Here is a 22,982-nt window from a genome sequence, read left to right as displayed (position 1 = left end):
TTGATGGTCATCCGGGTAATTATTATCGGCTAGTTTGATTAATTCAAAAGTCCAGTGCAAGAATTTGGAAAGCGCCTCGCATATCGCTTTGCCTGACCCCCTGCTGCCACACCGGTCACAGTGTCGCACGTTACATGTAACCTTCTAAGTCATTTGTTTTTAAAACAATAAGATAGCTGGATACCTTTCCCCATCACCTGCTAGTTTTAAGCCTGAGACGCACTCTGAGTGCGCGGTTCAATAAGAGAGATAGCCATGAAACGAGCCGTGAACGCCCTACAAAACTTCGGAAAATCATTGTACGGACCTGTACTTATCTTACCCATTGTCGGTCTGTTCATCGCTTTCGGCAACGTGTTAGGTAACGGTAATCTTGCCGAGTATCTGCCGTTTCTGGGGAATCCGCTGATTCAACACATTGGACAGTTGATTGCTAAATCTGCCGTATCGGTGCTGGTAAATCTGGCATTGGTGTTTGCCGTCGGGATCCCTGTTGGCCTTGCGGCGCGTGACAAAGGTTACGCGGCGTTAATTGGTCTGGTGACGTTTGTGGTGTTTATCAACGCCATGAATGTGACGCTTCAGTTGCAGGGGGAACTCGCTCCCGCCGAGCATATGAAAGCAGCCGGCCAAAGCATGGTGCTGGGCGTGCAGGTTCTGGAGATGGGCGTCTTCGCCGGGATCCTGACCGGTGCTCTTTCTGGATACCTGTACAACAAATACTCCAGCGTACAGTTTAACGGTGCGATGGCGATCTATTCCGGCCACTGTTTTGTCGCCATTATCATGCTACCGGTCTCAATGCTGCTGGGCGTCATAATGAGCGAGCTGTGGCCTTTTGCTCAACACGGTATCAGCACGATGGCGCTGGCAATTAAAGGGTCTGGTCCGTTTGGCGTGGCCATTTATGGGTTCCTGGAGCGCATTCTGGTACCGACCGGCCTCCACCACCTTGTCTACACCCCTTTCCTCTATACCGAACTGGGCGGCACGCAGGAAGTCTGCGGGACGACTTACCAGGGTGCGCGCAATATTTACTTTGCCGAGATGGCCTGCCCGGACGTGAAGCAACTCAGCAGCACCGTGGTATGGGACGCGCGCGGCATCAGCAAAATGTTTGGCCTGCCCGCCGCGGCTCTGGCGATGTACATGACCGCTAAACCAGAGCGCAAAGCGATCGCCAAAGCGATTCTGATCCCTGCGGCGCTGACGTCGCTGCTGGTGGGGGTCACCGAGCCCATTGAGTTTTCCTTCCTGTTCGTTGCCCCGCTGCTTTTCGTAGTGCATGCGGTGCTGACCGGCCTCGGCATGATGCTGTTTTATCTGTTCGGCGTTCACGCCATCGGTGCCAACGGCATTATCGATTTCATTCTCTATAACCTGCCGCTCGGCACAGAGAAGTCGAACTGGCCGATGTACATCGTGGTCGGGCTGATTATGTTCTCGCTCTATTTCATCGTGTTCCGCTTCCTGATCCTGCGATTCAACATGAAGACGCCGGGGCGTGAGGACGAAGATCAGGAGACCCGCCTGTACAGCAAGCAAGAGTATCAGGCGAAAGGCAATAACGACGGGCTGGGAGAATCCATTGTTATCGGCCTCGGCGGACGAGAAAACATTGAAGTGGTGGATAACTGCTACACCCGACTGCGCGTCACCGTGAAAGATGTCGCCATTATTGATGAGCCACGGCTCAAGGCGACCGGCGCGAAGGGAATTATCAAACAAGGTAACAACGTTCAGGTGGTCTACGGGCTGCATGTCAAAAAAATGCGAGAAGCCGTTGAGACGTTTCTCTGAAGGAGATAAACATGTTTAAACCCCCTTTTATTCTGTCCATCGCCGGTGGCGGCAGCACCTATACGCCTGGCATTGTGAAAAGCCTGATGGTGCAGTTACAGGATTTTCCGCTGGCAGAAATTCGCCTCTATGACATCGACGCCGCGCGTCAAAACACCATTGCACCGGTCGTAGAAAAAGTCATACGCGATCACAGCCAGAGCATTATTTTTACCGTCACTGACGATCCCGAAGTGGCATTCAGCGGCGCGCATTTTGTGTTCGCTCAGATGCGCGTCGGTCAGTACAAAATGCGCGAGCAGGACGAGAAGATCCCCCTGCGTCACGGCGTGGTCGGCCAGGAAACCTGCGGACCGGGTGGGCTGGCCTACGGACTGCGCACCATCCTGCCGATGGTTGAGCTGATCGATCTGGTCGAGCGTTTCGCTCACGAGAAGGCCTGGATTGTGAACTACTCCAACCCGGCGGCGATTGTGGCAGAAGGCGTGCGCCGTCTGCGTCCGAACGCACGCGTGCTCAACATTTGCGACATGCCGGTGGCGGCGATGCGCAATATGGGGGCGATTTTGGGCGTTGATCGCCACAAACTGGAAGTTGATTACTTTGGCCTGAACCACTTCGGCTGGTTTACGCGCGTGATGGTGGACGGCGTCGACAGACTGCCAGAGCTGCGCAGCCACATTGCCAAGTTTGGGTTACTGACCGAAGACGCGGCCAAAACCGATCCGCAGCACTCCGATCCGTCATGGGTCAAAACCTGGCGCAACATTAAGCCGATCATGGATAACTTCCCGGAATATCTGCCGAATCCGTATCTGCAGTATTACCTGATGCCAAACCAGATAGTCGAACATCAGAACCCGGAGTACACCCGCGCCAACGAAGTGATGAACGGGCGCGAGAAAAAGCTCTTCGCGGCGGCTGAAGAGTACAAGCGTACCGGCGTGTTATCCGATGCGTTTCATGTCGGCGTTCACGGCGAATTTATTGTGGATGTTGCCCGTTCGCTGGCATTCAATTTGCGCCAGCGCCATTTGGTGATGGTCGAAAACCGTGGCGCGATCACCAATCTGCCTTACGATGCGGTTGTTGAAGTCCCCGCGTACATCACGTCTGAAGGGCCGGAACCGATTCGCGTCGGACAGGTGCCGCTGTTCCATCAAACGCTTCTTCAGCAGCAGCTCGCGTCTGAGCAACTCCTTGTAGAAGCGACCGTCGAAGGCAGCTATGAAAAAGCCCTGCAGGCGTTCACGCTGAACCGCACAGTGCCGACAATGGAACACGCGAAAGCGATTCTGGATGACATGATTGAAGCTAACCGGGATTACTGGCCCGCGCTGCAAAAAGCCTGGCAGGACGGCGAAGCGGTGAAAAAATAAGGGGTTGCTCGCGAGTTGAACGTGGTTTGCTTGTCGGTGTCAGAAAAAACACCGACAATCCATTTTTACCGTCAATCTTTCGAGCTGCAGTATTTGCAGCACTGAGTAGAACGGTCAAGTGGCGAAAATGGAGGCAACCATGTCCACCTCATATTTTGTTGCAGCCGACTGGCTGATTGAGCATAGCGACGATCCGGAAGTACAAATTATTGACGCCCGTATGGCGCCTCCCGGTCAGGAGCACCGCGACCTCACGGCTGAATACCGCGCCGGACATCTGCCGGGCGCGGTCTTTTTTGATATTGAAGCTCTGTCCGATCACACTTCCCCACTTCCCCATATGCTGCCGCGCCCGGAAGCCTTTGCCGTGGCCATGCGCGAGCTGGGCGTGAATCGCGAAAAACATCTGGTCGTGTACGACGAAGGGAATCTGTTCTCCGCCCCGCGTGCGTGGTGGATGCTGAAAGCCTTTGGTGCTGATAACGTGTCTATTCTGGCGGGCGGTCTCGCGGGCTGGAAGCGTGATGAATTGCCCTTGCAGCAGGGTGATGTTGCGTTGCCAGAGGGGGATTTTGACGCCTCGTTAGACGCAGCCCTGGTGAAACGCCTCACCGATGTGTTGTTGGTCAGCCACGAAAAAACAGCGCAAATTGTCGATGCCCGTCCGGCTCCGCGGTTTAACGCGCACGCTGACGAACCGCGTCCAGGCTTGAAGCGCGGACATATTCCCGGCGCGCTCAACGTGCCGTGGGGCGATTTAGTCTTTGAAGGTGAGCTGAAAACCACCGATGAACTGGTCGAAATTTTTGAACGTCAGGGGGTGGATCTTCATCAGCCCATTATTGCCAGCTGTGGTTCCGGCGTGACGGCATGCGTGGTGATTCTGGCACTGGCGACATTGGGTATTTCCGACGTCACGCTCTACGACGGTGCCTGGAGCGAATGGGGTGCGCGCGACGACCTGCCAATTGAACCTACGCCGTAATGGATAATCGCCTGGCAACGCTGCTGACGCGCGGTGAATCCTTGACCCGCGCGGAGTATCGCGTTTTAGCGCATCTGACAGAACACCCGTTGCTGGTGGGCAATATCACCGTACGCGAACTGGCGCAGGCGACATTTGTCTCGACCGCGACCATCATGCGGCTGTGCCAAAAGCTGGGGTTTAGCGGTTTCAGCGAGTTTATCTGGCACTGTAAACAGCTGCTTTCCGATACGCCGCATATTGCGTCGCAGGCTCAGGATTTGCCCCAACTCCCTGCCTTGTTTAATCAATTTATCGCCAACTATCAGCTGACGTTTCAGTGGGCCACGCAGGAGAGACGACAGCAGTTTGCGGCGCTATTGCGCGAGAAAGAGAGCTTCTTTCTCTACGGCGCGGGCTTTTCATATTTGTTTGCTGAATACCTGACAAAAAAGCTACAGGTGTTAGGAAAAACGGCGTTTATCTCCGGGCCCGGCGATAGCCGAAATATCTTTTTGAGCAACGCGGCGCGCTATCAGGTGTTTATCGCCGTTTCCCGCAGCGGTGAAACGGAACAGGTGCTGGATAAAGCGCGGATTGCGAAAAATGTCGGCATGACGGTGGTCGCCTTTACGCGCGCGTCGGCGAATACCCTGGCGGGAATGGCGGATGTGCATTTCGCGCTGTATGACGAGGCTGTGCATTACGCTGCCGAAGCCGCAGGCGTGACGTCGTTTGAATCAAATCTGGTTTTGCTGATGGATTTTTTGCTGCTGGAAGCGACGGGGTGAGTGCTCACCCCGACCACTTTAGAGAATGCGGTTGGTTTTAAGATCGCGCAGGAATCCGCCCCAGCGACGCTCGTAAAACGGCGTGATGTGTTCAGTTATAAAGTGGCTGATGCCCTTTTCACCTTTCACAACCCGACAAATATCAATCGGCTCATCGCCCGGCAAGGTGTCAGTAGCCACACTTCCCGCCGCCTGAATAATGTCTTCAATGTCGCCGTCCGCTTCAATGCCGATCAGCAGAATCGGCTGTTCGTCGGCACTCTCTTTGATAGAGCACAGGAACGCGCGTTTGACCGGCTTGATGGTTTTGAACAGCGTGGTGAGAGAATCAATCATCTGCGCCGGAGGTTCTGCTACTTCAGACAGCAACAGCGTCTCGCCGCCTTCCAGCACTTCTTGCGTGCTCAGCGGATTGCCCTCTTCGCCAATCAGATGGCTGATTTCACGCGGAGTGAACTCTTTACCCGTCGGCAGCTTGGCATTGAGGAACAGCGTTTCGCCAAGCGTCATTTCAAAGAGCGTACGCACCGGCATAACGACGAACGCCTGCTCGTCTTCCACCGCTTCCTGCAACGTTTCGAGCGAGGTAAAGAACGGGATCACCGAGGTGCCGTCGTCCTTTTCCCAGTGCAGCAGGTCCAGCGCGCTGTCTTCAACAACCTGCTCGCCTTCCGCCGCCGTTCCAGGCACCCACACCGTGGATTCCAGCAGAGTGCGGAAAAATGCCGGGCGATGGGCTGGCTCAGTCGCCGCTTGCTCCAGCAGAGTTTCTAATTCGTTTTTGGTATCGGACATAAACTTTCCAGATATCGCATTTACCCCCTCACCCTGACTTTCTTCCTCACGGGAGAAAGCGCAAAAACGCCTCTCACGTTGGAAGAGGATTCGGGTGAGGGGCAGTCATTACTCAGCCGTCAGCAGATTCGCCACGGTGCGTACGCCCAAACCAGTTGCGCCCGCGGACCATTGCTCAACGCCCGCTTTACGGTAGGTTGCGGAACAGTCGATGTGCAACCAGCCTTCGTGGTAGTTCTCCACGAAATGGGACAGGAAACCGGCCGCAGTGCTTGCCCCCGCTGGATACGCCGCGCTCGCGGTATTGTTCAGCTCGGCAAAGTTAGACGGCAACTGGCTGCGGTGGAATTCCGCCAGCGGCAGACGCCAGAACGGTTCGTTCTCAGCCGCCGCGCTCGCCATCAGACGGCTCGCCAGTTTGTCGTCAAAGGTGAACAGCGCATGATAATCGTTGCCTAGCGCGGTTTTCGCCGCACCGGTCAGCGTGGCCATATCAATGATCAGCTCTGGTTTCTGCGCAGACGCATCAATCAGGCCATCCGCCAGGACCAGACGGCCTTCGGCGTCGGTGTTCATCACTTCGACGTTTTTACCGTTACGATAACGAATGATATCGCCCAGTTTGAAAGCGTTACCGCTCACCATGTTGTCCGCACAGCACAGGTACAGCTTCACGCGCTTGTTCAGACCACGGGTGATAGCAAAAGCCAGCGCACCGGTAATGGTCGCCGCGCCGCCCATATCGGACTTCATCGAGTCCATGAACGCGCTCTGCTTCAGGCTGTAGCCGCCGGTATCGAAGGTAATGCCTTTACCGACCAGACAAGCGTATACCGGCGCTTGTTTGTCGCCCGTCGGGTTGTAGTCCAGCGCCAGCAGGACGGGCGGACGCTCAGAACCACGGCCGACCGTATGCAGACCCATGTAGTTTTGCTCGCGCAGATCTTCGCCTTTGGTGATGCGGTAAGACATTTTGTCGCCTGCCGCTTTGCACAGCAGATCCACTGCGCGCTGCGCCAGCTGTTCCGGACCTAACTCTTCCGCCGGTGCGTTAATGGTGTCGCGCACCCAGTCGATGATCATCAGACGGCTTTCCAGCTCTTTCTGACCAGCTTCGTCGAGGTTTGCCCACTCGATTTTACGCGTGCCTTTCGGGCCTTTGTAACCCGCCCAGAATGCCCAGCTGCGATCCGTATCCCAACCTTCACCGGCCAGCGTGACGTGCTTAATACCCAGGCCGTCAATTTTGCGAGCAGCGCGCTGGATCAAGCCCAAATCGTCGCTGCCATTCAGGTGCAGGATGATGCCATCGTTGTTGATGCTGTAGGTGGCTTTTTCGCCCCAGCGTGCATCAGCAGGCTGATTCGAGAGCGTAATCTTCATCGCTTCGGTCATTTTATTTATCCTTATTAGCAACTAGCAAACGGGCCGCCAGAAGGCAGCCCATAGAGTCTCTTTCCACTAAATGATTCGCGTTGCAGGAAGGCGGGAAGCGAGTGAATCTCCGGGAGCAGAGATAACTCTGTGACCGGGGTGAACAAGCGCAGCCAACGCATCGGCAACGTGAAGCATGACGTGGGAATTATTCTGCTTCATCTAACCAGACTAACAGAATTGCCTCCAGAATTTTTTCACTGGATGCGCTGGGATCGTCATCAAAATCTTCCAGATCGCAGATCCACTGATGCATATCGGTGAATCGCACGGTCTTCGGATCGAGATCGGGGTTGGCATCGTACAACGCCTCGCCGATTTCGCGGCTATCAGTCCACTTCAGTCCCATACTAACCTCTGTTAATGCTCGCGGGCATGGTTAATCGTGTAACGAGGGAATTCGACCACCAGGTCTTCATCGGTGACGCGCGCCTGACAGCTCAAACGGCTATCGGGCTCCAGACCCCATGCCTTATCCAGCATGTCATCTTCGTCTTCCGTGCTTTCCGCAAGGGAGTCAAAACCTTCACGAACCACGCAGTGGCAGGTCGTACAGGCACAGGATTTTTCACAGGCGTGTTCCACCTCGATACCGTTGCGCAGGGCAACATCGAGGATGGTTTCGCCGGTCTCAGCTTCCAGAACTACGCCATCCGGACACAGGTCCGCATGAGGCAAAAAAACAATCTTTGGCATATTAAACCTCGTCCACGGACTGGCCTTTCAGCGCAACACGGACAGATTTATCCATGCGGCGAGCGGCGAAGTCCTGGGTTTCTTTATCAACGTTTTTAATCGCTTGTTCTATTGCGTCAGCGTCATTTTCTTCAGCAACGATCCGTAAATGGGCCGTTGCTTCATCAATCACCTGACGCTCTGCGGCGCTGAGCAGCGCGGCATCTGCAGTGAGTGCGCCTTCAAGACTTTCCAGTACGCGTGCGGCTTCCACTTTTTGTTCTGCCAGCATGCGCGCTTTCACATCCTGTTCGGCATAGCTCATTGAATCCTGAATCATGGAGGCGATTTCGCTATCCGTCAGACCGTAAGACGGTTTTACCTGGATAGACGATTCGACACCGGTCGATTTTTCCATCGCCGTGACGTTCAGCAAACCGTCAGCATCGACCTGGAAAGTGACGCGAATATGCGCCCCACCCGCAGGTAATGCCGGAATACCCCGCAGCGCAAAACGCGCCAGCGAACGGCAATCCTGAACCAGCTCGCGTTCGCCCTGCATCACGTGGATCGACATCGCAGTTTGACCGTCTTTGAAGGTGGTAAATTCCTGCGCGCGCGCCACCGGAATGGTGGTGTTACGCGGGATCACTTTCTCGACCAGGCCACCCATGGTTTCTAAACCGAGGGAAAGCGGGATGACGTCCAGTAACAGCATTTCGCTGTCCGGCTTGTTACCGACCAGAATATCAGCCTGGATAGCCGCGCCAATTGCCACGACTTTATCCGGGTCGATAGACGTCAGCGGCATGCGGCCGAAGAATTCACCCACGCGCTCGCGCACCAGCGGCACGCGGGTCGAGCCGCCAACCATGACCACTTCGAGCACTTCGCTGGCGTCGACATTTGCATCTTTCAGCGCACGACGACACGCCAACAGCGTGCGTTTAACCAGTGGGGCAATCAGTTCATTGAACTGATCGCGGGTGATTTCACCCTGCCAGCCCGCCACATTCACGGTGACAGCCTGGGCATCGCTGAGCGCGATTTTCGCGTCAATGGCGGCATCCAGCAGTTCACGCTGTACGCGGACATCGCTACGGTCGGCGATACCCGAATGCTCGCGAATGTAATCTGCCAGCAGATGGTCGAAGTCATCGCCACCCAGCGCGGAATCACCGCCTGTCGCCAGTACTTCAAACACGCCACGGCTCAAGCGCAGAATGGAAATATCAAACGTCCCGCCGCCGAGATCGTACACGGCAATGACGCCTTCCTGACCGGAATCCAGACCGTAGGCGATCGCCGCAGCCGTCGGTTCATTCAGCAGACGCAATACGTGCAGGCCCGCCAGACGCGCGGCGTCTTTGGTGCCCTGACGCTGTGCATCATCAAAATACGCGGGTACGGTGATCACGACGCCATCGAGATCGCCTTCAAGCGTCGCGGTCGCGCGCGCGGCCAGGGCTTTCAGGATATCGGCGGAGACGCGAATCGGATTCAGCAGTCCCGCATCGGTGGCGATCATCGGCAGGCCGTTTTCACTCGCCTGGAGTTGATACGGCAGATGTGGATAGCGTTGTTGAATATCCGCCAGCGAGCGGCCCATCATGCGTTTAACGGAGCTGATGGTGTTGGCAGGATCTTTCGCCGCGTTAGTGCGCGCGTCATATCCCACCGAGTGGCCCTGCTGCTGGTAGTAGACGACGGACGGCAGCAGATGACGCCCTTCGGCGTCGGCCAGCGTTTCAGCCTGGCCGCTACGAACGGTCGCCACGAGGGAATTGGTGGTGCCTAAGTCAATGCCCACCGCCAGACGACGCTGGTGTGGTGCGGCGCTTAAGCCAGGCTCACTAATTTGTAATAAGGCCATAATCGCTTCCGAAATTAAAAATCGAGCAGTTTTTCTTCGAGTTGTTCTGCGCTGCTTCGTAGTTTATCGAGAAAACGCAGCTTGCGTACAGAGTCGGCCGCCACGTCCCACGTCTCGTGATTCAGTTGTTCAACCATCTGCTGATGACGGGAATCGAACATTCCCTTCACCCGCTTGATGAAGCTTTCCAGACGCGCTTCGTCTTTCGCCTGGCCGATTTCATCCAGCTCTTCACGCAGCTCCAGCTGTTCCATCAGGAACGCGGTGTCACGTACCGTGTACTGTTCGCTCGTCAGATCAAAACCGTGCAGGGAAAGCAGATACTCCGCGCGAGCCAACGGGTTACGCAGAGTTTGCCACGCCTGATTGATGGTTGCAGACTGTGATACAGCCGCCAGTTGCTCCGCCGGGGTACCGCTGGCGAATTTATCCGGATGGAATTGACGTTGCAAATCCTGAAAACGGATCGTCAGCGCGGGAAGATCAATCGAGTACTGGGCGGGCAACCCAAAGAGGGTGAAATAATCCATAACAATCTCAGGGTTAGCCTGTTAAAACAAACCCCACTGCAGGAGCGCTGCGCGTGGGGTTATACCTTCTTCCTTCACGTTGCAAATGCGTTGTCTTCACTTGTTCACCCCAGTCACTTACTCAAGTAAGCTTCTGGGGTTCACTCGCTTGCCGCCTTTCTGCAACACGAATGACTCGGTATAACAGCGGATCGCGACTATACGTGGAAGCTTTCGCCGCAACCGCACTCATCTTTTACGTTCGGGTTGGTGAATTTAAACCCTTCGTTCAGGCCTTCTTTAACGAAGTCCAGCTGAGTGCCGTCGAGGAATTGCAAGCTCTTGCCATCGATCACTACCTTCACGCCTTTGTCTTCAAACACGGTGTCATCCGTCGCCGGTTCGTCCACAAATTCCAGTACATAAGCCATACCGGAACAGCCGGAGGTACGTACGCCCAGTCGCAGGCCATAGCCTTTACCACGGTTCTCCAGGAAGGAGCTTACTCGCGCGGCAGCGCTGTCGCTAAGGGTAATCGACATACTTAAACCTCAACTCTTATTTTGCTTCACGTTTGCTTTTGTAGTCCGCAATAGCGGCTTTAATCGCGTCTTCTGCCAGGATTGAACAGTGAATTTTCACGGGTGGCAGTTCGAGTTCGTCAGCAATATCGGTATTTTTAATTGCCTGTGCTTCGTCCAGAGACTTGCCCTTCACCCACTCGGTTACGAGGGAGCTGGACGCGATTGCAGAGCCGCAACCGTAAGTCTTGAAACGTGCGTCTTCAATGATACCTTCATTGTTGACTTTGATCTGCAACTTCATCACGTCGCCACACGCTGGTGCGCCAACCATGCCGCTGCCTACGCTCTCGTCGCTGTTGTCGAAAGAGCCAACGTTGCGTGGGTTCTCGTAATGATCAATAACTTTTTCGCTGTATGCCATGATTGAATCTCCTTACCTACCGATTAGTGATGTGACCATTCGATGCTGTTGATATCCACGCCTTGTTTGAACATTTCCCACAGTGGAGAAAGGTCGCGCAGACGGCCAATGGAGTTGCGAACGAGCTTGATGGTGTAGTCAATCTCTTCTTCGGTAGTGAAACGACCTAAAGAGAAACGGATAGAACTGTGTGCCAGCTCATCGGTCATGCCCAGTGCGCGCAGCACGTAGGATGGCTCAAGGCTTGCAGACGTACAGGCAGAACCAGAAGAGACGGCCAGGTCTTTCAGCGCCATAATCAGCGATTCGCCTTCAACATAGTTGAAGCTGACGTTGAGAATGTTTGGAACACCCTGCTCGAGATCGCCGTTCAGGTACACTTCTTCCATGTCCTTCACGCCGTCCCACAGACGGTTACGCAGAGTGCGCAGGCGCGCCATCTCGGTTTCCATCTCTTCTTTCGCGATACGGTAGGCTTCGCCCATCCCCACGATCTGGTGAACAGGCAGAGTCCCTGAACGCATGCCGCGCTCGTGACCGCCGCCGTGCATCTGTGCTTCGATGCGGATACGGGGTTTACGACGAACGTACAGTGCGCCGATACCTTTCGGGCCATAAATCTTGTGGCCGGTGAAGGACATCAGATCCACTTTCAGCTGGCTCAGGTCGATAGGCAGTTTGCCCACGCTCTGGGTGGCGTCAACGTGATAGATGATGCCGCGCGCACGGCACATTTCGCCGATAGTCGCGATATCCTGAACCACGCCGATTTCGTTGTTAACGTGCATGATGGAAACCAAAATGGTGTCATCACGCATTGCCGCTTCGAGCTCTTTGAGGTCGATGATACCGTTGCTTTTTGGCGCAAGGTAGGTGACGTCAAACCCTTCACGCTCCAGCTGGCGACAGGTATCGAGCACGGCTTTGTGTTCGGTTTTGCTGGTAATAATGTGCTTGCCTTTCTTCTGATAGAAGTTGGCTGCACCTTTTATTGCCAGGTTATCGGATTCGGTTGCACCGGAGGTGAAAACAATTTCACGCGGATCGGCACCCACCAGCTCAGCAATCTGATTACGGGCGATATCAACCGCCTCTTCAGCATGCCAGCCAAAACGGTGAGAACGGGAAGCTGGGTTACCAAAGTTTCCGTCCAGGGTCAGACACTGCATCATTTTCTCGGCAACACGCGGGTCCACCGGCGTGGTTGCGGAGTAGTCGAGATAGATCGGTAATTTCATTGCTCTATAAACTCCGTACATCGCTTCAATGCAAGGAATCAGGCAACCGGCTGGATGTACGACCGAGTTAACGGGGCACGGATGCCCCGGCCTGATTCTAAAATCTCTTTTATAATTTTTTACCCAAACTGTTTTGCGGTGCAGCAAGGCGGCAAGCTTGTGAATCCCAGGAGCTTACATGCGTAAGTGGCTGGGGTGAACACGCGCGGCCAACACAGCTGCGCCCAGAAACAGGACAGGTAAATTATGCGCGTAACTTAACGTCGATAGCGTCTTGCGCGCGGGTACTGCGTTGCGTTTCATGGCTCTGCTGACGACCAGAAACATCCAGAACTTCCTGGTTATTCACCAGCTCGCCCAGGGTAATGTTATTCAGGAAGCCGGTCAGACGGTCACTCAGATCGCGCCACAGCGCGTGGGTCAGGCACTTATCGCCGCCCTGACAACCGCCTTTGCCCTGGCAACGCGTCGCATCGACAGACTCGTCAACAGCGCTGATCACTTCGCCAACTGCAATACTGCCCGCGTCTTTACCCAGCAGATATCCGCCGCCTGGGCCACGAACGCTGGAAACCAATCCATTTTTACGCAGTCTGGAGAAAAGCTGCTCCAGATAAGACAGGGAAATTCCCTGACGTTCTGAAATATCTGCCAACGGAACCGGGCCCGTTTCGGAGTTGAGCGCAACGTCCAGCATCGCGGTCACGGCATAACGCCCTTTAGATGTCAGTCTCATGTCTTACTTAACCTCAAACTCGCCCCTGCCCGGGGTTTTTTATTGTAAAATGGGGGTATTGCATAGCAGGGGCAAGTCTGACATTCCCGACTAAATTGGTCAACTATTTACTTGACTGTTTTAGTCAGGTATTTAACCTTCTGTGCCGTTTAGGATTCTTTGTTTTTTTGCTCAATAATTGACGCCAACATGCCGCGCAGAATGTTCAATTCCTGGGTTTCTGGACGGGCACGGGTAAACAGACGGCGCAGCTTATTCATGACCTGACCTGGATGAGAGGCGCGGATAAAGCCGGTCGTGAGCAGCGTTTGCTCCAGATGGCCGTAAAAACGCTCAAGATCATCCACCAGCGGATACGGCGTTTCTTCGGGTTCAGCGGTCTCGCCTTTTTCCTGCGCGGCCAGCCAGGCCATGCGCACTTCGTAAGCAATAACCTGTACCGCCATCGCCAGATTCAGTGAGCTGTATTCAGGGTTGGCCGCAATCGCCACGTGGTAATGGCACTTTTGCAGCTCGTCGTTAGTCAAGCCAACGCGTTCACGGCCAAACACCAGCGCCACCGGCGCATGTTCGGCTTCTGCAGTACTTTTCAGACCGCATTCGCGTGGATCCAGCATCGGCCACGGCAGCGTGCGCGAGCGCGCGCTGGTGCCAACCACAAGGCTGCAACCCGCCAGCGCTTCGTCGAGCGTGTCTACGATTTGCGCGTTGCCGATGACGTCACTGGCACCCGCAGCCAGCGCGATTGCCTGAGAGTCTGGCTTCACCAGTGGATTCACCAGCCACAGATTGGTTAAACCCATTGTTTTCATTGCACGGGCAACAGAGCCCATATTGCCGGTATGCGATGTTTCAACCAGCACGATTCGAATATTTTGCAGCATAGTTTTAGTTGTCTGAGGTCATTGTCTGAAGAATATTCCGGCATATTATCATAAACGAGAGACATGATCCGAACTCGCTGCTATACTCTGCGCCGTTTTCGTTTCCCTGTTCTTTAACATCCAGTGAGAGTAACCGATGCAACATCCTATGTTGACCATCGCCGTGCGCGCAGCGCGCAAGGCGGGTAATGTAATTGCCAAACACTACGAAACTCCCGATTCTGTAGAAACCAGCCAGAAAGGCAGCAATGACTTTGTGACTAACGTCGATAAAGCCGCAGAAGCGATTATTATCGAAACCATTCGCAAATCTTACCCGCAGCACACCATCATCGCCGAAGAAAGCGGTGAGAATGAAGGCGAAGATCAGGATGTTCAATGGATTATCGATCCACTGGATGGCACCACCAACTTCGTCAAACGCCTTCCACACTTCTCTGTTTCTATCGCAGTACGCATCAAAGGCCGTACTGAAGTCGCTGTTGTTTACGATCCAATGCGTAACGAACTGTTCACCGCAACGCGCGGTCAAGGCGCACAGCTGAACGGTTATCGTCTGCGTGGGACCAACTCTCGCGATCTGGATGGCACCATTCTGGCGACCGGCTTCCCATTCAAAGCCAAACAGCACGCCACCACGTATATGAAAATCCTCGGCAAGCTGTTCACCGAATGTGCGGACTTCCGTCGTTCAGGCTCTGCTGCACTGGATCTGGCCTACGTCGCCGCTGGCCGCGTTGATGGCTATTTCGAAATCGCACTGAAGCCATGGGACTTTGCTGCGGGTGAACTGATTGCACGTGAAGCAGGCGCACTGGTGTGTGACTTCACAGGCGGTCACAACCACCTGATGAGCGGTAACATCGTTGCGGGTAACCCACGCGTAGTGAAAGCGATGCTGGCGAGCATGCGTGACGAACTGAGTGATGCGCTGAAGCGTTAATTCCTTTCGGTTCCCTCTCCCTGTGGGAGAGGGTTAGGGTGAGGGCATCAGGCGCACCCTGTTAAAACGGTCGTAACCCTCGCCCTACTGGCACCGCGCTGAACCACATTGTCACCGCCGCCACCAGCAGAATCACGCCGCCCGCTAATGCTAATGTCGTCCACCCTACTTGTCGCCACAGAACCGGGGCTTTATTACCGCTCAGCCTGACGGCCAGTTGACGGAAGCTGTGCACCAGCAGCGCCAGCGACGTAATCGTCAACGACGTTCCAGCCGCCATTGCCAGGGCGGACACCACTCCCCAGCCAAATACGCCAATCACCTTACTGAACAGCAAAACCATGATCGCTCCGGAACAGGGTCGCATTCCCATGGACAAAATAATCATCAGCCGCGCGCGCCAGTCATCACCGCTATGGAGCTGTTCCTGCGTCGGTAAATGCTGATGGCCGCACCCGCAGCGTTCGTCATGAACATGATGCGGGGTAAAGGCTTTGAATTTCGGCTTGCGCAGCAGCGCACTTAACTTTTTGATCGCCCGCCAGCAGAGCATCACGCCCAGTAAGCCTACCAGCGCATAGCTGCCCTTCTCCAGCCAAAAGCTGCTCATATGCAGCTGACGAGCGGGGAGTTGCAGCAGCGTGAGCACCACGACCACCAGACCAATCGCCACACAGCCTTGCAATAAAGACGACGCGAGCGTTAAACCGATACTGGATTTCAGCTTCGAAGGATGTGTCGCAAGCCAGGTGGTAATGACAATTTTGCCATGCCCCGGTCCTAAGGCGTGAAGCACGCCGTAGAGAAAGCTGAAAATCAACAGCGAGCCTCCCGCCTTTGACGGATTCTCCGCAACGGCTTTCAGCAAGCCGCTCATCTGCTGGTTAACCTCTCTTTGCCAGAGGATGCTTTTCATCATCACCTGCGGCCACGCCTGCCAGAACCACAGCGCGGCAATCCCCGCAATGATCAAAAACAGCGCCAGCGGCCACAGGTGTAGCCAACGACGCGTTGTCCTCATCGACGCTGAAATTACTGACATTGTACGGTCACCTGCTGCGCGAACTGTTTGCCCAGTTCCATGTCCTCCGGCGGCGCATCGTCTTTATCCAGCGCGATCGCAAAATTGAGCGTTTCGTCGCTGGGCTTAGGCGTATGTACGGCGATGCTACAGCGTTTTTGTAGCGCCGCAGGCAAAGTGACGTCACGGTCTTCGGCGTAACTCATATCGACGTAATAACTCGGATCGAACGTGGCGAACGTGTATTTCTGTCCGGTCAGCGGCTGCGGTTGTGCCAGAGGCAGAATAAAGGTTAAAACCGCCTGATGACCGTCACGCGCCATGCCGTATGTTGTAGGGCGATTCAGGAACTTTACCTTTTGCCCGTTATGCCAGAATTCGGTGAAATAGTGCTGACCGAGGACATTTGCCATCACTTCCGCCGCCAGTTTTTTCCAGATTTCATCGCCCGGTTTGGCATCGCCCGCATCATAGAGCAGATCGGCGGAGGTGATTTCATCCATCGTCCAGCGCATTTTCAAGCCGCTAATCTGCGCGTCATCCGCCACCAGTTCCGTTTTCATGCTGATAAAACTGTGAGGATGCGCAGCGGCAGCGAAAGATAAAACCGCCAAAAATAGCGCGCCGGCGCTTTGTTTAACTATTTGCATCGTTTCCTCACGTCAAAAATTCTGTGATGTTCTCCCGCATTCCTGACGGAAAGAGCTGCCGCCGCGCTTTCCAGCGCACATCCTTTAGCTATTCTTATCGAATACTTCTCCTGGATACCGACAGATGATGACGACACTTGAAATACCATCTGTGCTTTCCAGTTCGCAGCGTCGCTGCCAGGTGCTTTTGATGCTTTACCTGCCCGATTTTGCCGTTACCCCGCAAAGCATTGTTGGCATTAATGGGGTCGATGACGACATTGCACGGCAAGATATAGCCGAGACGCGCGATGAAATCCAGCGCTATCACCGGCTCGACATCGCGACGCATCATGACGGCAGCTACCGGCTTGAAGGCACCACGCTCGATCAACGCTTATGCCTGCTGCACTGGCTGCGTCGGGCATTGCGCCTGTGTCCGCACTTTATCACTCAGCAGTTTACCCCGGCGCTTAAAACGCAGCTTAAACAGCTTGGTATTGCACGCACGCTTTATGACGATACCAATCTGCGGGCGCTGATCAACTTCTGTTCGCGCCGCCTGCAGCGCCAGTTTGAGTGCCGTGACGTTCAGTTTTTGCAGCTGTACCTGCAGTATTGCCTGATACAGCATCATCTCGGCCTTACACCGCAGTTTTCTCCCGTGCAACGTAACTGGGCGCAGTCTCGCGGGGAATTTCTGACCGCGCAGGAGATTGTTCGTCACTGGCAGCGACGCGTGCTACAGAATCCTCATACCGATGAGAATCTTTTTCTGTCCTTGCTGTTCATGATGATCCGCACCCCCGATCCGCTGCGGGATGCCCATCAGCAGGATGAACGGCTGCGCCAGGCGATTTCGCGAATGATCGGCCGTTTTCGCGGCCAAACGGGAATGCGCTTTAGCGATGAACAAGGGCTAACGGACCAGCTGTATATCCATCTGACGCAGGCGCTGGATCGTTCGTTGTTCGGCATCGGAATCGATAACAGTCTGCCCGAAGAGATTGGGCGTCTTTATCCGCGCCTGATGCGTACCACTCGTCATGTTCTGTTTGAAGTCGAAGCCGAATTTGGCCTGCGTTTTTCGGATGAAGAGATGTGCCTGGTCGCCGTCATCTTTGGCGCGTGGCTGATGCAGGAAACCGACCTGTATGAAAAACAGGTGGTGTTGCTCACGGGTGAAGACAAAGCGTGCGAAGTGCTGATTGAGGAACAACTGCGGGAGCTGACTCTGTTGCCGTTGAATATTCGCTATCTGACGCTACAGGCTTTCCAGAAAGACGGGGCACCGCGAGAGGCGGCGCTGGTGATTACGCCTTACGCCACCGCCCTGCCGCTGTTCTCGCCGCCGCTCATTCATGCCGTAGAGGCCTTGAACACGCAGCAGCAAGAACATATTCGCGTGATGCTGGAATCGTAACGCTTAACTTCGCGCGGTCACTTTCGGCCGCACCACCATCGCGGGCAACGCAACCAGCGCCATCACCCAAAACACGCCGTGACCGAGATGCTGGTACAAATAGCCCGCAAAAACCGTCATCACGGCAATACTGCCGCCCATCGCCACGGCAGAATAAATCGCCTGCAGACGAATAACGTCGCTGCCCTCACGCGCTGAGATGTAACGCATTGCCGCCAGATGGCACACGGTGAAGGTGCCGCAGTGCAGGATTTGCGCCACGATAAGCCACGGTAACTCCGTCGTCCAGCCCATGATCCCCCAGCGCGCCACGCCACACACGGCGGACAGCAGCAGCAAATCGCGCGCACCAAAGCGGCGGAACAGTTTCTTGCTCAGAGCGAAAATAACCACTTCCGCCACCACGCCAAGCGACCACAGATAACCTATCGCCGAAGCGGAATAACCCGCGCCCTGCCAGTAGATCGCGCTGAAACCATAGTACGCCGCATGTGCGCCCTGCAGCAGACAAACGCAAGCCAGAAAACGCCAGCTCTGCACGATAAGCATTTTCCAGGCTGACCAGCCCGCGCTCTCCTGATGACGGCTTTCGCCCTGTGGCATCACGGACGGTCGCAGCAGCATCCCCAGCAGCATTGAGGCAATACCGACACTCAACAGCGCCAGAATGGCGTGATAATCGTAAAGGCTGACCAGTTTTCCCACCAACGCCGAGCCAATCACAAAGGCTATCGACCCCCACAGGCGCACCCGGCCATAATCCATCGGCATCTGTTTTTGCCAGGTATTGGCCAGCGCATCCGTCAGGGGAACCAGCGGGGAGAAAAAGAGGTTAAAACCGACCATCACCACCATTAGCCAGGCAAACTGCTGGCTGACCCAAAAGCCCGCCAGGAACACCAGCGTGAGAAGTGCCAGGATGCGCACGGATTTGATCAGCAGCGAGGGATCGCTGACGCGCGGCGCAATCAGCAAACTGCCTAAGAAACGCGCCACCAGACCCGCACCAAGCAGGACGCCGATCGTTTCAGGCGTGAGGCCAATCCCGGCGAGCCAGACGCTCCAGAAAGGCAGAAAAATACCGTAGCTAAAGAAGTAGGTGAAATAGCTGAGCGCCAGCCAGCGTGTGGAATGCAAAATCATGAATCCCTCCCGATTTGGAGGCGTTAGTCTGGCGAGAATAGCGAAATTAAGCAAGCCGTTAGCCTGCTATAAATTAACGATAAATTAACATCACTGGAATCGTTCGGCTGATGGCGGCGACGGTGAATGTGTATTACGTTTAAATAACAACACTTGCAGAGGTCATTTCCCCATGAACTCACTACGCTATTTCGATTTCGGCCAGTCTCGTTCGTTAATACTGTTGATCGCCCGTATTGCGGTCGTGGTGCTGTTTATAATTTTTGGTATTCCCAAAATGACCGGGTTTGATGGAACGGTACAATATATGACGTCGCTGGGTGCGCCCATGCCCATGCTTGCCGCGATTATTGCGGTGGTGATGGAAGTGCCTGCCGCGATCCTGATTGTACTCGGTTTCTTTACGCGCCCGCTAGCTGTGCTGTTTGTCTTTTATACGCTGGGAACGGCGGTGATCGGGCACCACTACTGGGATATGAGTGGCGATGCGGTGATGCCAAACATGATCAATTTCTACAAAAACGTCAGTATCGCTGGCGCATTCTTATTGCTGGCGGTGACCGGGCCCGGTGCTATTTCCATTGACCGGCGCTAGATAAACTAAAGGCCGCTTGCGCGGCCTTTTCTATTACGGTGAGCAGAATTATGCGTACACAGGGAAACGTGCGCAGATATCGAGCACTTTACCTTTAATACGTTCGATCACCGCTTCGTCGTTGATGTTATCCAGAACATCACACATCCAGCCAGCCAGCTCTTTCACTTCAGCTTCTTTGAAGCCGCGGCGCGTCACAGCCGGAGAACCGATACGGATACCGGAAGTCACAAACGGGCTCTTCGGATCGTTCGGTACGCTGTTTTTATTCACGGTGATGTTTGCGCGGCCGAGGGCTGCGTCTGCTTCTTTACCGGTCAGATTTTTATCAACCAGATCCAGCAGGAACAGGTGGTTTTCAGTACCGCCCGAAACCACTTTGTAACCACGGTTCAGGAAGACTTCAACCATCGCTTTGGCGTTTTTCGCAACCTGCTGCTGATAAACTTTAAACTCTGGCTCCATCGCTTCTTTCAGCGCCACGGCTTTGGCCGCGATCACGTGCATCAGCGGGCCGCCCTGAGCGCTTGGGAAAACAGCAGAATTCAGTTTTTTGTACAGCTCTTCGTCACCGCCTTTCGCCAGGATCAGGCCGCCGCGCGGACCCGCCAGGGTTTTATGGGTGGTGGTGGTCACGACATGTGCGTGTGGAACCGGGTTCGGATAAACGCCTGCCGCAATCAGACCCGCAACGTGCGCCATATCGACGAACAGATATGCACCGATGCTGTCTGCGATTTCGCGCATTTTTGCCCAGTCAACCACGCCTGAGTAAGCAGAGAAGCCACCGATAATCATCTTCGGTTTGTGGGTCTGAGCCTGCTTCGCCATGTCTTCGTAGTCAATTTTACCGGACTCATCAATGCCGTAAGGGATGATGTTGTACAGTTTGCCTGAGAAGTTAACCGGTGAGCCGTGAGTCAGGTGACCGCCTTGTGCAAGGTTCATACCCAGCACGGTGTCACCCGGTTGCAGCAGCGCGGTGTAAACCGCAAAGTTAGCCTGAGAACCGGAGTGCGGCTGAACGTTAGCGTAATCTGCGCCAAACAGCTCTTTTGCACGGTCGATCGCCAGCTGTTCAACGATATCAACGTACTCGCAACCGCCGTAATAGCGTTTGCCTGGATAACCTTCAGCGTATTTGTTGGTCAGCTGAGAACCCTGAGCCTGCATAACGCGCGGGCTGGTGTAGTTTTCGGAGGCGATCAGTTCGATGTGCTCTTCCTGACGTACTTTTTCCTGCTCCATTGCTTGCCACAGTTCTGCATCATAATCGGCAATGTTCATTTCACGCTTTAACATCCGCTTCTCCTACTCAGCTAACAATAAAATTTGGCCTAAAAAGCCGGTCCTGTTGGACAACGCGCCACAGTATAACCGAATAGTTGTGCGATAACAGGTCTTGACAAACGAATTTACGCAAACGTTTACCTGTACGCCACGCAAGGGTTTGAGGAATAAAGCCCTCACGATTTTCAACGGATTTCTTTTCAGGTTTGTGATGCACATTTTTCATGATGCACAGACCCATTTACAACGCAGGGTTATTTTTTATAAGATGCATATAAAATACATCATTAGAAAATCACCTGAAGGAAAATGCTATGTTAGACGCTCAAACCATCGCTACGGTCAAGGCCACGATTCCCCTGCTGGTTGAAACCGGACCAAAACTCACCGCCCATTTCTACGATCGCATGTTCGCGCACAACCCGGAGCTCAAAGAGATTTTCAACATGAGCAACCAGCGCAACGGCGATCAACGCGAAGCCCTGTTCAACGCCATCGCGGCGTACGCCAGCAACATCGATAATCTTGCAGCGCTTTTGCCCGCGGTCGAAAAAATCGCCCAAAAACACACCAGCTTCCAGATCAAACCGGAGCAGTACAATATTGTCGGTAGTCATCTGCTGGCGACGCTGGATGAGATGTTCAGTCCTGGTCAGGAGGTGCTGGATGCCTGGGGCAAAGCCTACGGCGTGCTGGCAAATGTGTTTATCAATCGCGAAGCGCAAATCTACAGTGAACACGCCACTAAAAACGGCGGTTGGGAAGGAACGCGTGCTTTCCGCATCGTTGAAAAAACGCCGCGTAGCGCTCTGATCACCAGTTTTGAATTTGAGCCGGTTGATGGTCTGCCTGTCGCGGACTATCAGCCAGGCCAGTATCTTGGCGTGTGGATCAAGCCTGAGGGATTCCCGCATCAGGAAATCCGCCAATATTCACTGACCCGCAAGCCAAACGGTAAAGGCTATCGCATTGCGGTGAAACGCGAAGATGGCGGTCAGGTATCAAGCTGGCTGCATAACCACGCCGTAGTGGGCGATGAAGTTCATCTTGCCGCCCCAGCGGGGGATTTCTTTATGGCTGTTGACGCCAATACGCCAGTTACGCTGATTTCCGCAGGTGTCGGCCAAACGCCCATGCTGGCGATGCTGGACACGCTTGCTCAGGCAAAACATAGCGCTCAGGTTAACTGGTTCCACGCGGCTGAAAACGGCGATGTGCACGCCTTTGCCGATGAGATCGCCGCCATGACGGCCGGTTTGCCGCGTTTTAACGCACACACCTGGTATCGTCTGCCGACGGAAGCAGACCGTGCAACGGGCCATTTTGACAGCGAAGGGCTGATGGATTTGAGTCTACATGAGGGACTATTCAGCGCGCCAGAGATGCAGTTTTACGTCTGTGGGCCGGTGGCGTTTATGCAGTTTGCCGCGAAGCAGCTGGTTGAGCTGGGCGTGAATAAAGACAACATTCATTACGAATGCTTCGGCCCGCATAAAGTGCTGTAGTACGATTCCCCTCCCGAGCGGGAGGGGAATATTCAGATTAGATGGCGGCGTCGTCTTCTTCACCCGTACGAATACGGATAACGCGCGCCACATCAAAGACAAAGATCTTACCGTCACCAATTTTACCGGTTTGCGCCGTGCGGATAATAGTATCCACACAGGTATCCACGATATCGTCAGTCACCACAATTTCGATTTTCACTTTCGGCAGGAAGTCCACCATGTACTCTGCGCCACGGTACAGCTCGGTGTGGCCCTTCTGGCGACCAAAACCTTTGACCTCTGTCACTGTCATGCCGGTAATGCCAACTTCCGCCAGCGCTTCACGTACATCATCGAGTTTGAAAGGTTTAATAATCGCATCAATCTTTTTCATGGTGGGTCCTTAAACGCCTGTCTTTTGCAGCTTC

At 54.5% G+C, this 22,982-nt stretch carries 24 protein-coding genes; 8 read left to right on the top strand and 16 right to left on the bottom strand.

Annotated elements, in window-relative coordinates:
* Positions 1–255 precede the first annotated feature (255 nt).
* The 4 genes from AC0LWE_RS11300 to AC0LWE_RS11285 all read left to right on the top strand — a co-directional run bounded on the left by AC0LWE_RS11300 (position 256) and on the right by AC0LWE_RS11285 (position 4,934).
* Positions 256–1,800: a PTS transporter subunit EIIC gene (locus AC0LWE_RS11300; protein ID WP_234593601.1), complete on the top strand. Its 1,545-nt coding sequence runs from the start codon at positions 256–258 to the stop codon at positions 1,798–1,800.
* Between the two features lie 11 nt (positions 1,801–1,811).
* Positions 1,812–3,179 carry a 6-phospho-alpha-glucosidase gene (locus AC0LWE_RS11295; RefSeq protein ID WP_131488322.1) on the top strand — a complete coding sequence of 456 codons (1,368 nt, stop codon included), beginning with the start codon at positions 1,812–1,814 and terminating at the stop codon, positions 3,177–3,179.
* 139 nt (positions 3,180–3,318) lie between these two features.
* Positions 3,319–4,164 (top strand): 3-mercaptopyruvate sulfurtransferase, encoded by an 846-nt coding sequence (gene sseA / locus AC0LWE_RS11290; RefSeq protein ID WP_219347495.1) that lies wholly within the window; start codon positions 3,319–3,321, stop codon positions 4,162–4,164.
* Complete coding sequence (locus tag AC0LWE_RS11285) at positions 4,164–4,934, top strand: MurR/RpiR family transcriptional regulator (RefSeq protein WP_474265452.1); 771 nt, start codon at positions 4,164–4,166, stop codon at positions 4,932–4,934. Before sseA ends, AC0LWE_RS11285 begins: the two co-directional genes overlap by 1 nt.
* Before the next feature lie 18 nt (positions 4,935–4,952).
* On the opposite strand, the gene sseB is transcribed toward AC0LWE_RS11285, so the two are convergent.
* The 11 genes from sseB to trmJ all read right to left on the bottom strand — a co-directional run bounded on the left by sseB (position 4,953) and on the right by trmJ (position 14,023).
* Complete coding sequence (gene sseB, locus AC0LWE_RS11280; protein WP_059179451.1) at positions 4,953–5,729, bottom strand: enhanced serine sensitivity protein SseB; 777 nt, start codon at positions 5,727–5,729, stop codon at positions 4,953–4,955.
* Between the two features lie 108 nt (positions 5,730–5,837).
* Complete coding sequence (pepB, locus tag AC0LWE_RS11275; RefSeq protein ID WP_131488326.1) at positions 5,838–7,124, bottom strand: aminopeptidase PepB; 1,287 nt, start codon at positions 7,122–7,124, stop codon at positions 5,838–5,840.
* 187 nt (positions 7,125–7,311) lie between these two features.
* Positions 7,312–7,512, bottom strand: coding sequence for a Fe-S cluster assembly protein IscX (gene iscX, locus AC0LWE_RS11270; protein ID WP_015960017.1), 201 nt, complete (start codon positions 7,510–7,512; stop codon positions 7,312–7,314).
* An 11-nt stretch (positions 7,513–7,523) separates the two neighbouring features.
* On the bottom strand, positions 7,524–7,859 hold the full coding sequence (fdx, locus tag AC0LWE_RS11265; RefSeq protein WP_015960018.1) for an ISC system 2Fe-2S type ferredoxin: 336 nt from the start codon (positions 7,857–7,859) through the stop codon (positions 7,524–7,526).
* 1 nt (position 7,860) lies between these two features.
* Positions 7,861–9,711, bottom strand: a complete 1,851-nt coding sequence (gene hscA / locus AC0LWE_RS11260) for a Fe-S protein assembly chaperone HscA (RefSeq protein ID WP_219347494.1) — start codon at positions 9,709–9,711, stop codon at positions 7,861–7,863.
* 14 nt (positions 9,712–9,725) lie between these two features.
* Positions 9,726–10,241, bottom strand: coding sequence for a co-chaperone HscB (hscB, locus tag AC0LWE_RS11255; protein ID WP_202667386.1), 516 nt, complete (start codon positions 10,239–10,241; stop codon positions 9,726–9,728).
* 197 nt (positions 10,242–10,438) lie between these two features.
* On the bottom strand, positions 10,439–10,762 hold the full coding sequence (gene iscA / locus AC0LWE_RS11250; protein WP_015960021.1) for an iron-sulfur cluster assembly protein IscA: 324 nt from the start codon (positions 10,760–10,762) through the stop codon (positions 10,439–10,441).
* A 16-nt stretch (positions 10,763–10,778) separates the two neighbouring features.
* The gene (gene iscU, locus AC0LWE_RS11245) at positions 10,779–11,165 is read right to left on the bottom strand and encodes a Fe-S cluster assembly scaffold IscU (protein WP_005120408.1); all 387 of its coding nucleotides are present in this window, start codon (positions 11,163–11,165) and stop codon (positions 10,779–10,781) included.
* A 23-nt stretch (positions 11,166–11,188) separates the two neighbouring features.
* On the bottom strand, positions 11,189–12,403 hold the full coding sequence (locus tag AC0LWE_RS11240; RefSeq protein ID WP_015960022.1) for an IscS subfamily cysteine desulfurase: 1,215 nt from the start codon (positions 12,401–12,403) through the stop codon (positions 11,189–11,191).
* Positions 12,404–12,647: 244 nt separating this feature from the next.
* Positions 12,648–13,139 (bottom strand): Fe-S cluster assembly transcriptional regulator IscR, encoded by a 492-nt coding sequence (gene iscR, locus AC0LWE_RS11235; RefSeq protein WP_059179455.1) that lies wholly within the window; start codon positions 13,137–13,139, stop codon positions 12,648–12,650.
* 149 nt (positions 13,140–13,288) lie between these two features.
* A complete protein-coding gene (trmJ, locus tag AC0LWE_RS11230; RefSeq protein ID WP_015960024.1) occupies positions 13,289–14,023 on the bottom strand; it encodes a tRNA (cytosine(32)/uridine(32)-2'-O)-methyltransferase TrmJ in 735 nt (244 codons plus the stop codon).
* Positions 14,024–14,159: 136 nt separating this feature from the next.
* Here trmJ and suhB point away from each other — a divergent pair, with 136 nt between their 5' ends.
* Positions 14,160–14,966 carry an inositol-1-monophosphatase gene (gene suhB / locus AC0LWE_RS11225; RefSeq protein WP_096759540.1) on the top strand — a complete coding sequence of 269 codons (807 nt, stop codon included), beginning with the start codon at positions 14,160–14,162 and terminating at the stop codon, positions 14,964–14,966.
* A gap of 61 nt (positions 14,967–15,027) precedes the next feature.
* Here the strand turns inward: suhB and AC0LWE_RS11220 are convergent, their stop codons facing one another.
* The gene (locus AC0LWE_RS11220) at positions 15,028–16,008 is read right to left on the bottom strand and encodes a nickel/cobalt transporter (protein WP_219347493.1); all 981 of its coding nucleotides are present in this window, start codon (positions 16,006–16,008) and stop codon (positions 15,028–15,030) included.
* Positions 15,999–16,637, bottom strand: coding sequence for a DUF1007 family protein (locus AC0LWE_RS11215; protein WP_202667384.1), 639 nt, complete (start codon positions 16,635–16,637; stop codon positions 15,999–16,001). Before AC0LWE_RS11215 ends, AC0LWE_RS11220 begins: the two co-directional genes overlap by 10 nt.
* Positions 16,638–16,761: 124 nt before the next feature.
* Between AC0LWE_RS11215 and csiE the strand changes: the two genes are divergently transcribed.
* Complete coding sequence (gene csiE, locus AC0LWE_RS11210) at positions 16,762–18,039, top strand: stationary phase inducible protein CsiE (RefSeq protein WP_174343065.1); 1,278 nt, start codon at positions 16,762–16,764, stop codon at positions 18,037–18,039.
* A gap of 3 nt (positions 18,040–18,042) precedes the next feature.
* On the opposite strand, the gene AC0LWE_RS11205 is transcribed toward csiE, so the two are convergent.
* A complete protein-coding gene (locus tag AC0LWE_RS11205) occupies positions 18,043–19,182 on the bottom strand; it encodes a 3-phenylpropionate MFS transporter (RefSeq protein WP_219347492.1) in 1,140 nt (379 codons plus the stop codon).
* Positions 19,183–19,354: 172 nt separating this feature from the next.
* Here AC0LWE_RS11205 and AC0LWE_RS11200 point away from each other — a divergent pair, with 172 nt between their 5' ends.
* Positions 19,355–19,777, top strand: a complete 423-nt coding sequence (locus AC0LWE_RS11200; RefSeq protein WP_015960030.1) for a DoxX family protein — start codon at positions 19,355–19,357, stop codon at positions 19,775–19,777.
* Between the two features lie 48 nt (positions 19,778–19,825).
* Here AC0LWE_RS11200 and glyA read toward each other — a convergent pair whose 3' ends face one another.
* Complete coding sequence (gene glyA / locus AC0LWE_RS11195; protein WP_059179461.1) at positions 19,826–21,079, bottom strand: serine hydroxymethyltransferase; 1,254 nt, start codon at positions 21,077–21,079, stop codon at positions 19,826–19,828.
* A gap of 302 nt (positions 21,080–21,381) precedes the next feature.
* On the opposite strand from glyA, the gene hmpA reads away from it, so the two are divergent.
* Complete coding sequence (hmpA, locus tag AC0LWE_RS11190; RefSeq protein WP_219347491.1) at positions 21,382–22,572, top strand: NO-inducible flavohemoprotein; 1,191 nt, start codon at positions 21,382–21,384, stop codon at positions 22,570–22,572.
* A 37-nt stretch (positions 22,573–22,609) separates the two neighbouring features.
* Here the strand turns inward: hmpA and glnB are convergent, their stop codons facing one another.
* Positions 22,610–22,948 carry a nitrogen regulatory protein P-II gene (gene glnB, locus AC0LWE_RS11185; RefSeq protein WP_002914032.1) on the bottom strand — a complete coding sequence of 113 codons (339 nt, stop codon included), beginning with the start codon at positions 22,946–22,948 and terminating at the stop codon, positions 22,610–22,612.
* Between the last annotated feature and the right edge of the window lie 34 nt (positions 22,949–22,982).

Source organism: Lelliottia sp. RD5 (assembly GCF_056032945.1).
The sequence above is the reverse complement of the archived record's forward strand: the minus strand, read 5'-3'. Positions and strand labels throughout refer to the sequence as shown.

Bases quoted from the DNA above. Each gene is read 5' to 3' on its own strand.
- AC0LWE_RS11300 (WP_234593601.1), top strand. From the start codon at position 256: ATGAAACGAGCCGTGAACGCCCTACAAAACTTCGGAAAATCATTGTAC.
- AC0LWE_RS11295 (WP_131488322.1), top strand. From the start codon at position 1,812: ATGTTTAAACCCCCTTTTATTCTGTCCATCGCCGGTGGCGGCAGCACC.
- sseA (WP_219347495.1), top strand. From the start codon at position 3,319: ATGTCCACCTCATATTTTGTTGCAGCCGACTGGCTGATTGAGCATAGC.
- AC0LWE_RS11285 (WP_474265452.1), top strand. From the start codon at position 4,164: ATGGATAATCGCCTGGCAACGCTGCTGACGCGCGGTGAATCCTTGACC.
- sseB (WP_059179451.1), bottom strand. From the start codon at position 5,729: ATGTCCGATACCAAAAACGAATTAGAAACTCTGCTGGAGCAAGCGGCG.
- pepB (WP_131488326.1), bottom strand. From the start codon at position 7,124: ATGACCGAAGCGATGAAGATTACGCTCTCGAATCAGCCTGCTGATGCA.
- iscX (WP_015960017.1), bottom strand. From the start codon at position 7,512: ATGGGACTGAAGTGGACTGATAGCCGCGAAATCGGCGAGGCGTTGTAC.
- fdx (WP_015960018.1), bottom strand. From the start codon at position 7,859: ATGCCAAAGATTGTTTTTTTGCCTCATGCGGACCTGTGTCCGGATGGC.
- hscA (WP_219347494.1), bottom strand. From the start codon at position 9,711: ATGGCCTTATTACAAATTAGTGAGCCTGGCTTAAGCGCCGCACCACAC.
- hscB (WP_202667386.1), bottom strand. From the start codon at position 10,241: ATGGATTATTTCACCCTCTTTGGGTTGCCCGCCCAGTACTCGATTGAT.
- iscA (WP_015960021.1), bottom strand. From the start codon at position 10,762: ATGTCGATTACCCTTAGCGACAGCGCTGCCGCGCGAGTAAGCTCCTTC.
- iscU (WP_005120408.1), bottom strand. From the start codon at position 11,165: ATGGCATACAGCGAAAAAGTTATTGATCATTACGAGAACCCACGCAAC.
- AC0LWE_RS11240 (WP_015960022.1), bottom strand. From the start codon at position 12,403: ATGAAATTACCGATCTATCTCGACTACTCCGCAACCACGCCGGTGGAC.
- iscR (WP_059179455.1), bottom strand. From the start codon at position 13,139: ATGAGACTGACATCTAAAGGGCGTTATGCCGTGACCGCGATGCTGGAC.
- trmJ (WP_015960024.1), bottom strand. From the start codon at position 14,023: ATGCTGCAAAATATTCGAATCGTGCTGGTTGAAACATCGCATACCGGC.
- suhB (WP_096759540.1), top strand. From the start codon at position 14,160: ATGCAACATCCTATGTTGACCATCGCCGTGCGCGCAGCGCGCAAGGCG.
- AC0LWE_RS11220 (WP_219347493.1), bottom strand. From the start codon at position 16,008: ATGTCAGTAATTTCAGCGTCGATGAGGACAACGCGTCGTTGGCTACAC.
- AC0LWE_RS11215 (WP_202667384.1), bottom strand. From the start codon at position 16,637: ATGCAAATAGTTAAACAAAGCGCCGGCGCGCTATTTTTGGCGGTTTTA.
- csiE (WP_174343065.1), top strand. From the start codon at position 16,762: ATGATGACGACACTTGAAATACCATCTGTGCTTTCCAGTTCGCAGCGT.
- AC0LWE_RS11205 (WP_219347492.1), bottom strand. From the start codon at position 19,182: ATGATTTTGCATTCCACACGCTGGCTGGCGCTCAGCTATTTCACCTAC.
- AC0LWE_RS11200 (WP_015960030.1), top strand. From the start codon at position 19,355: ATGAACTCACTACGCTATTTCGATTTCGGCCAGTCTCGTTCGTTAATA.
- glyA (WP_059179461.1), bottom strand. From the start codon at position 21,079: ATGTTAAAGCGTGAAATGAACATTGCCGATTATGATGCAGAACTGTGG.
- hmpA (WP_219347491.1), top strand. From the start codon at position 21,382: ATGTTAGACGCTCAAACCATCGCTACGGTCAAGGCCACGATTCCCCTG.
- glnB (WP_002914032.1), bottom strand. From the start codon at position 22,948: ATGAAAAAGATTGATGCGATTATTAAACCTTTCAAACTCGATGATGTA.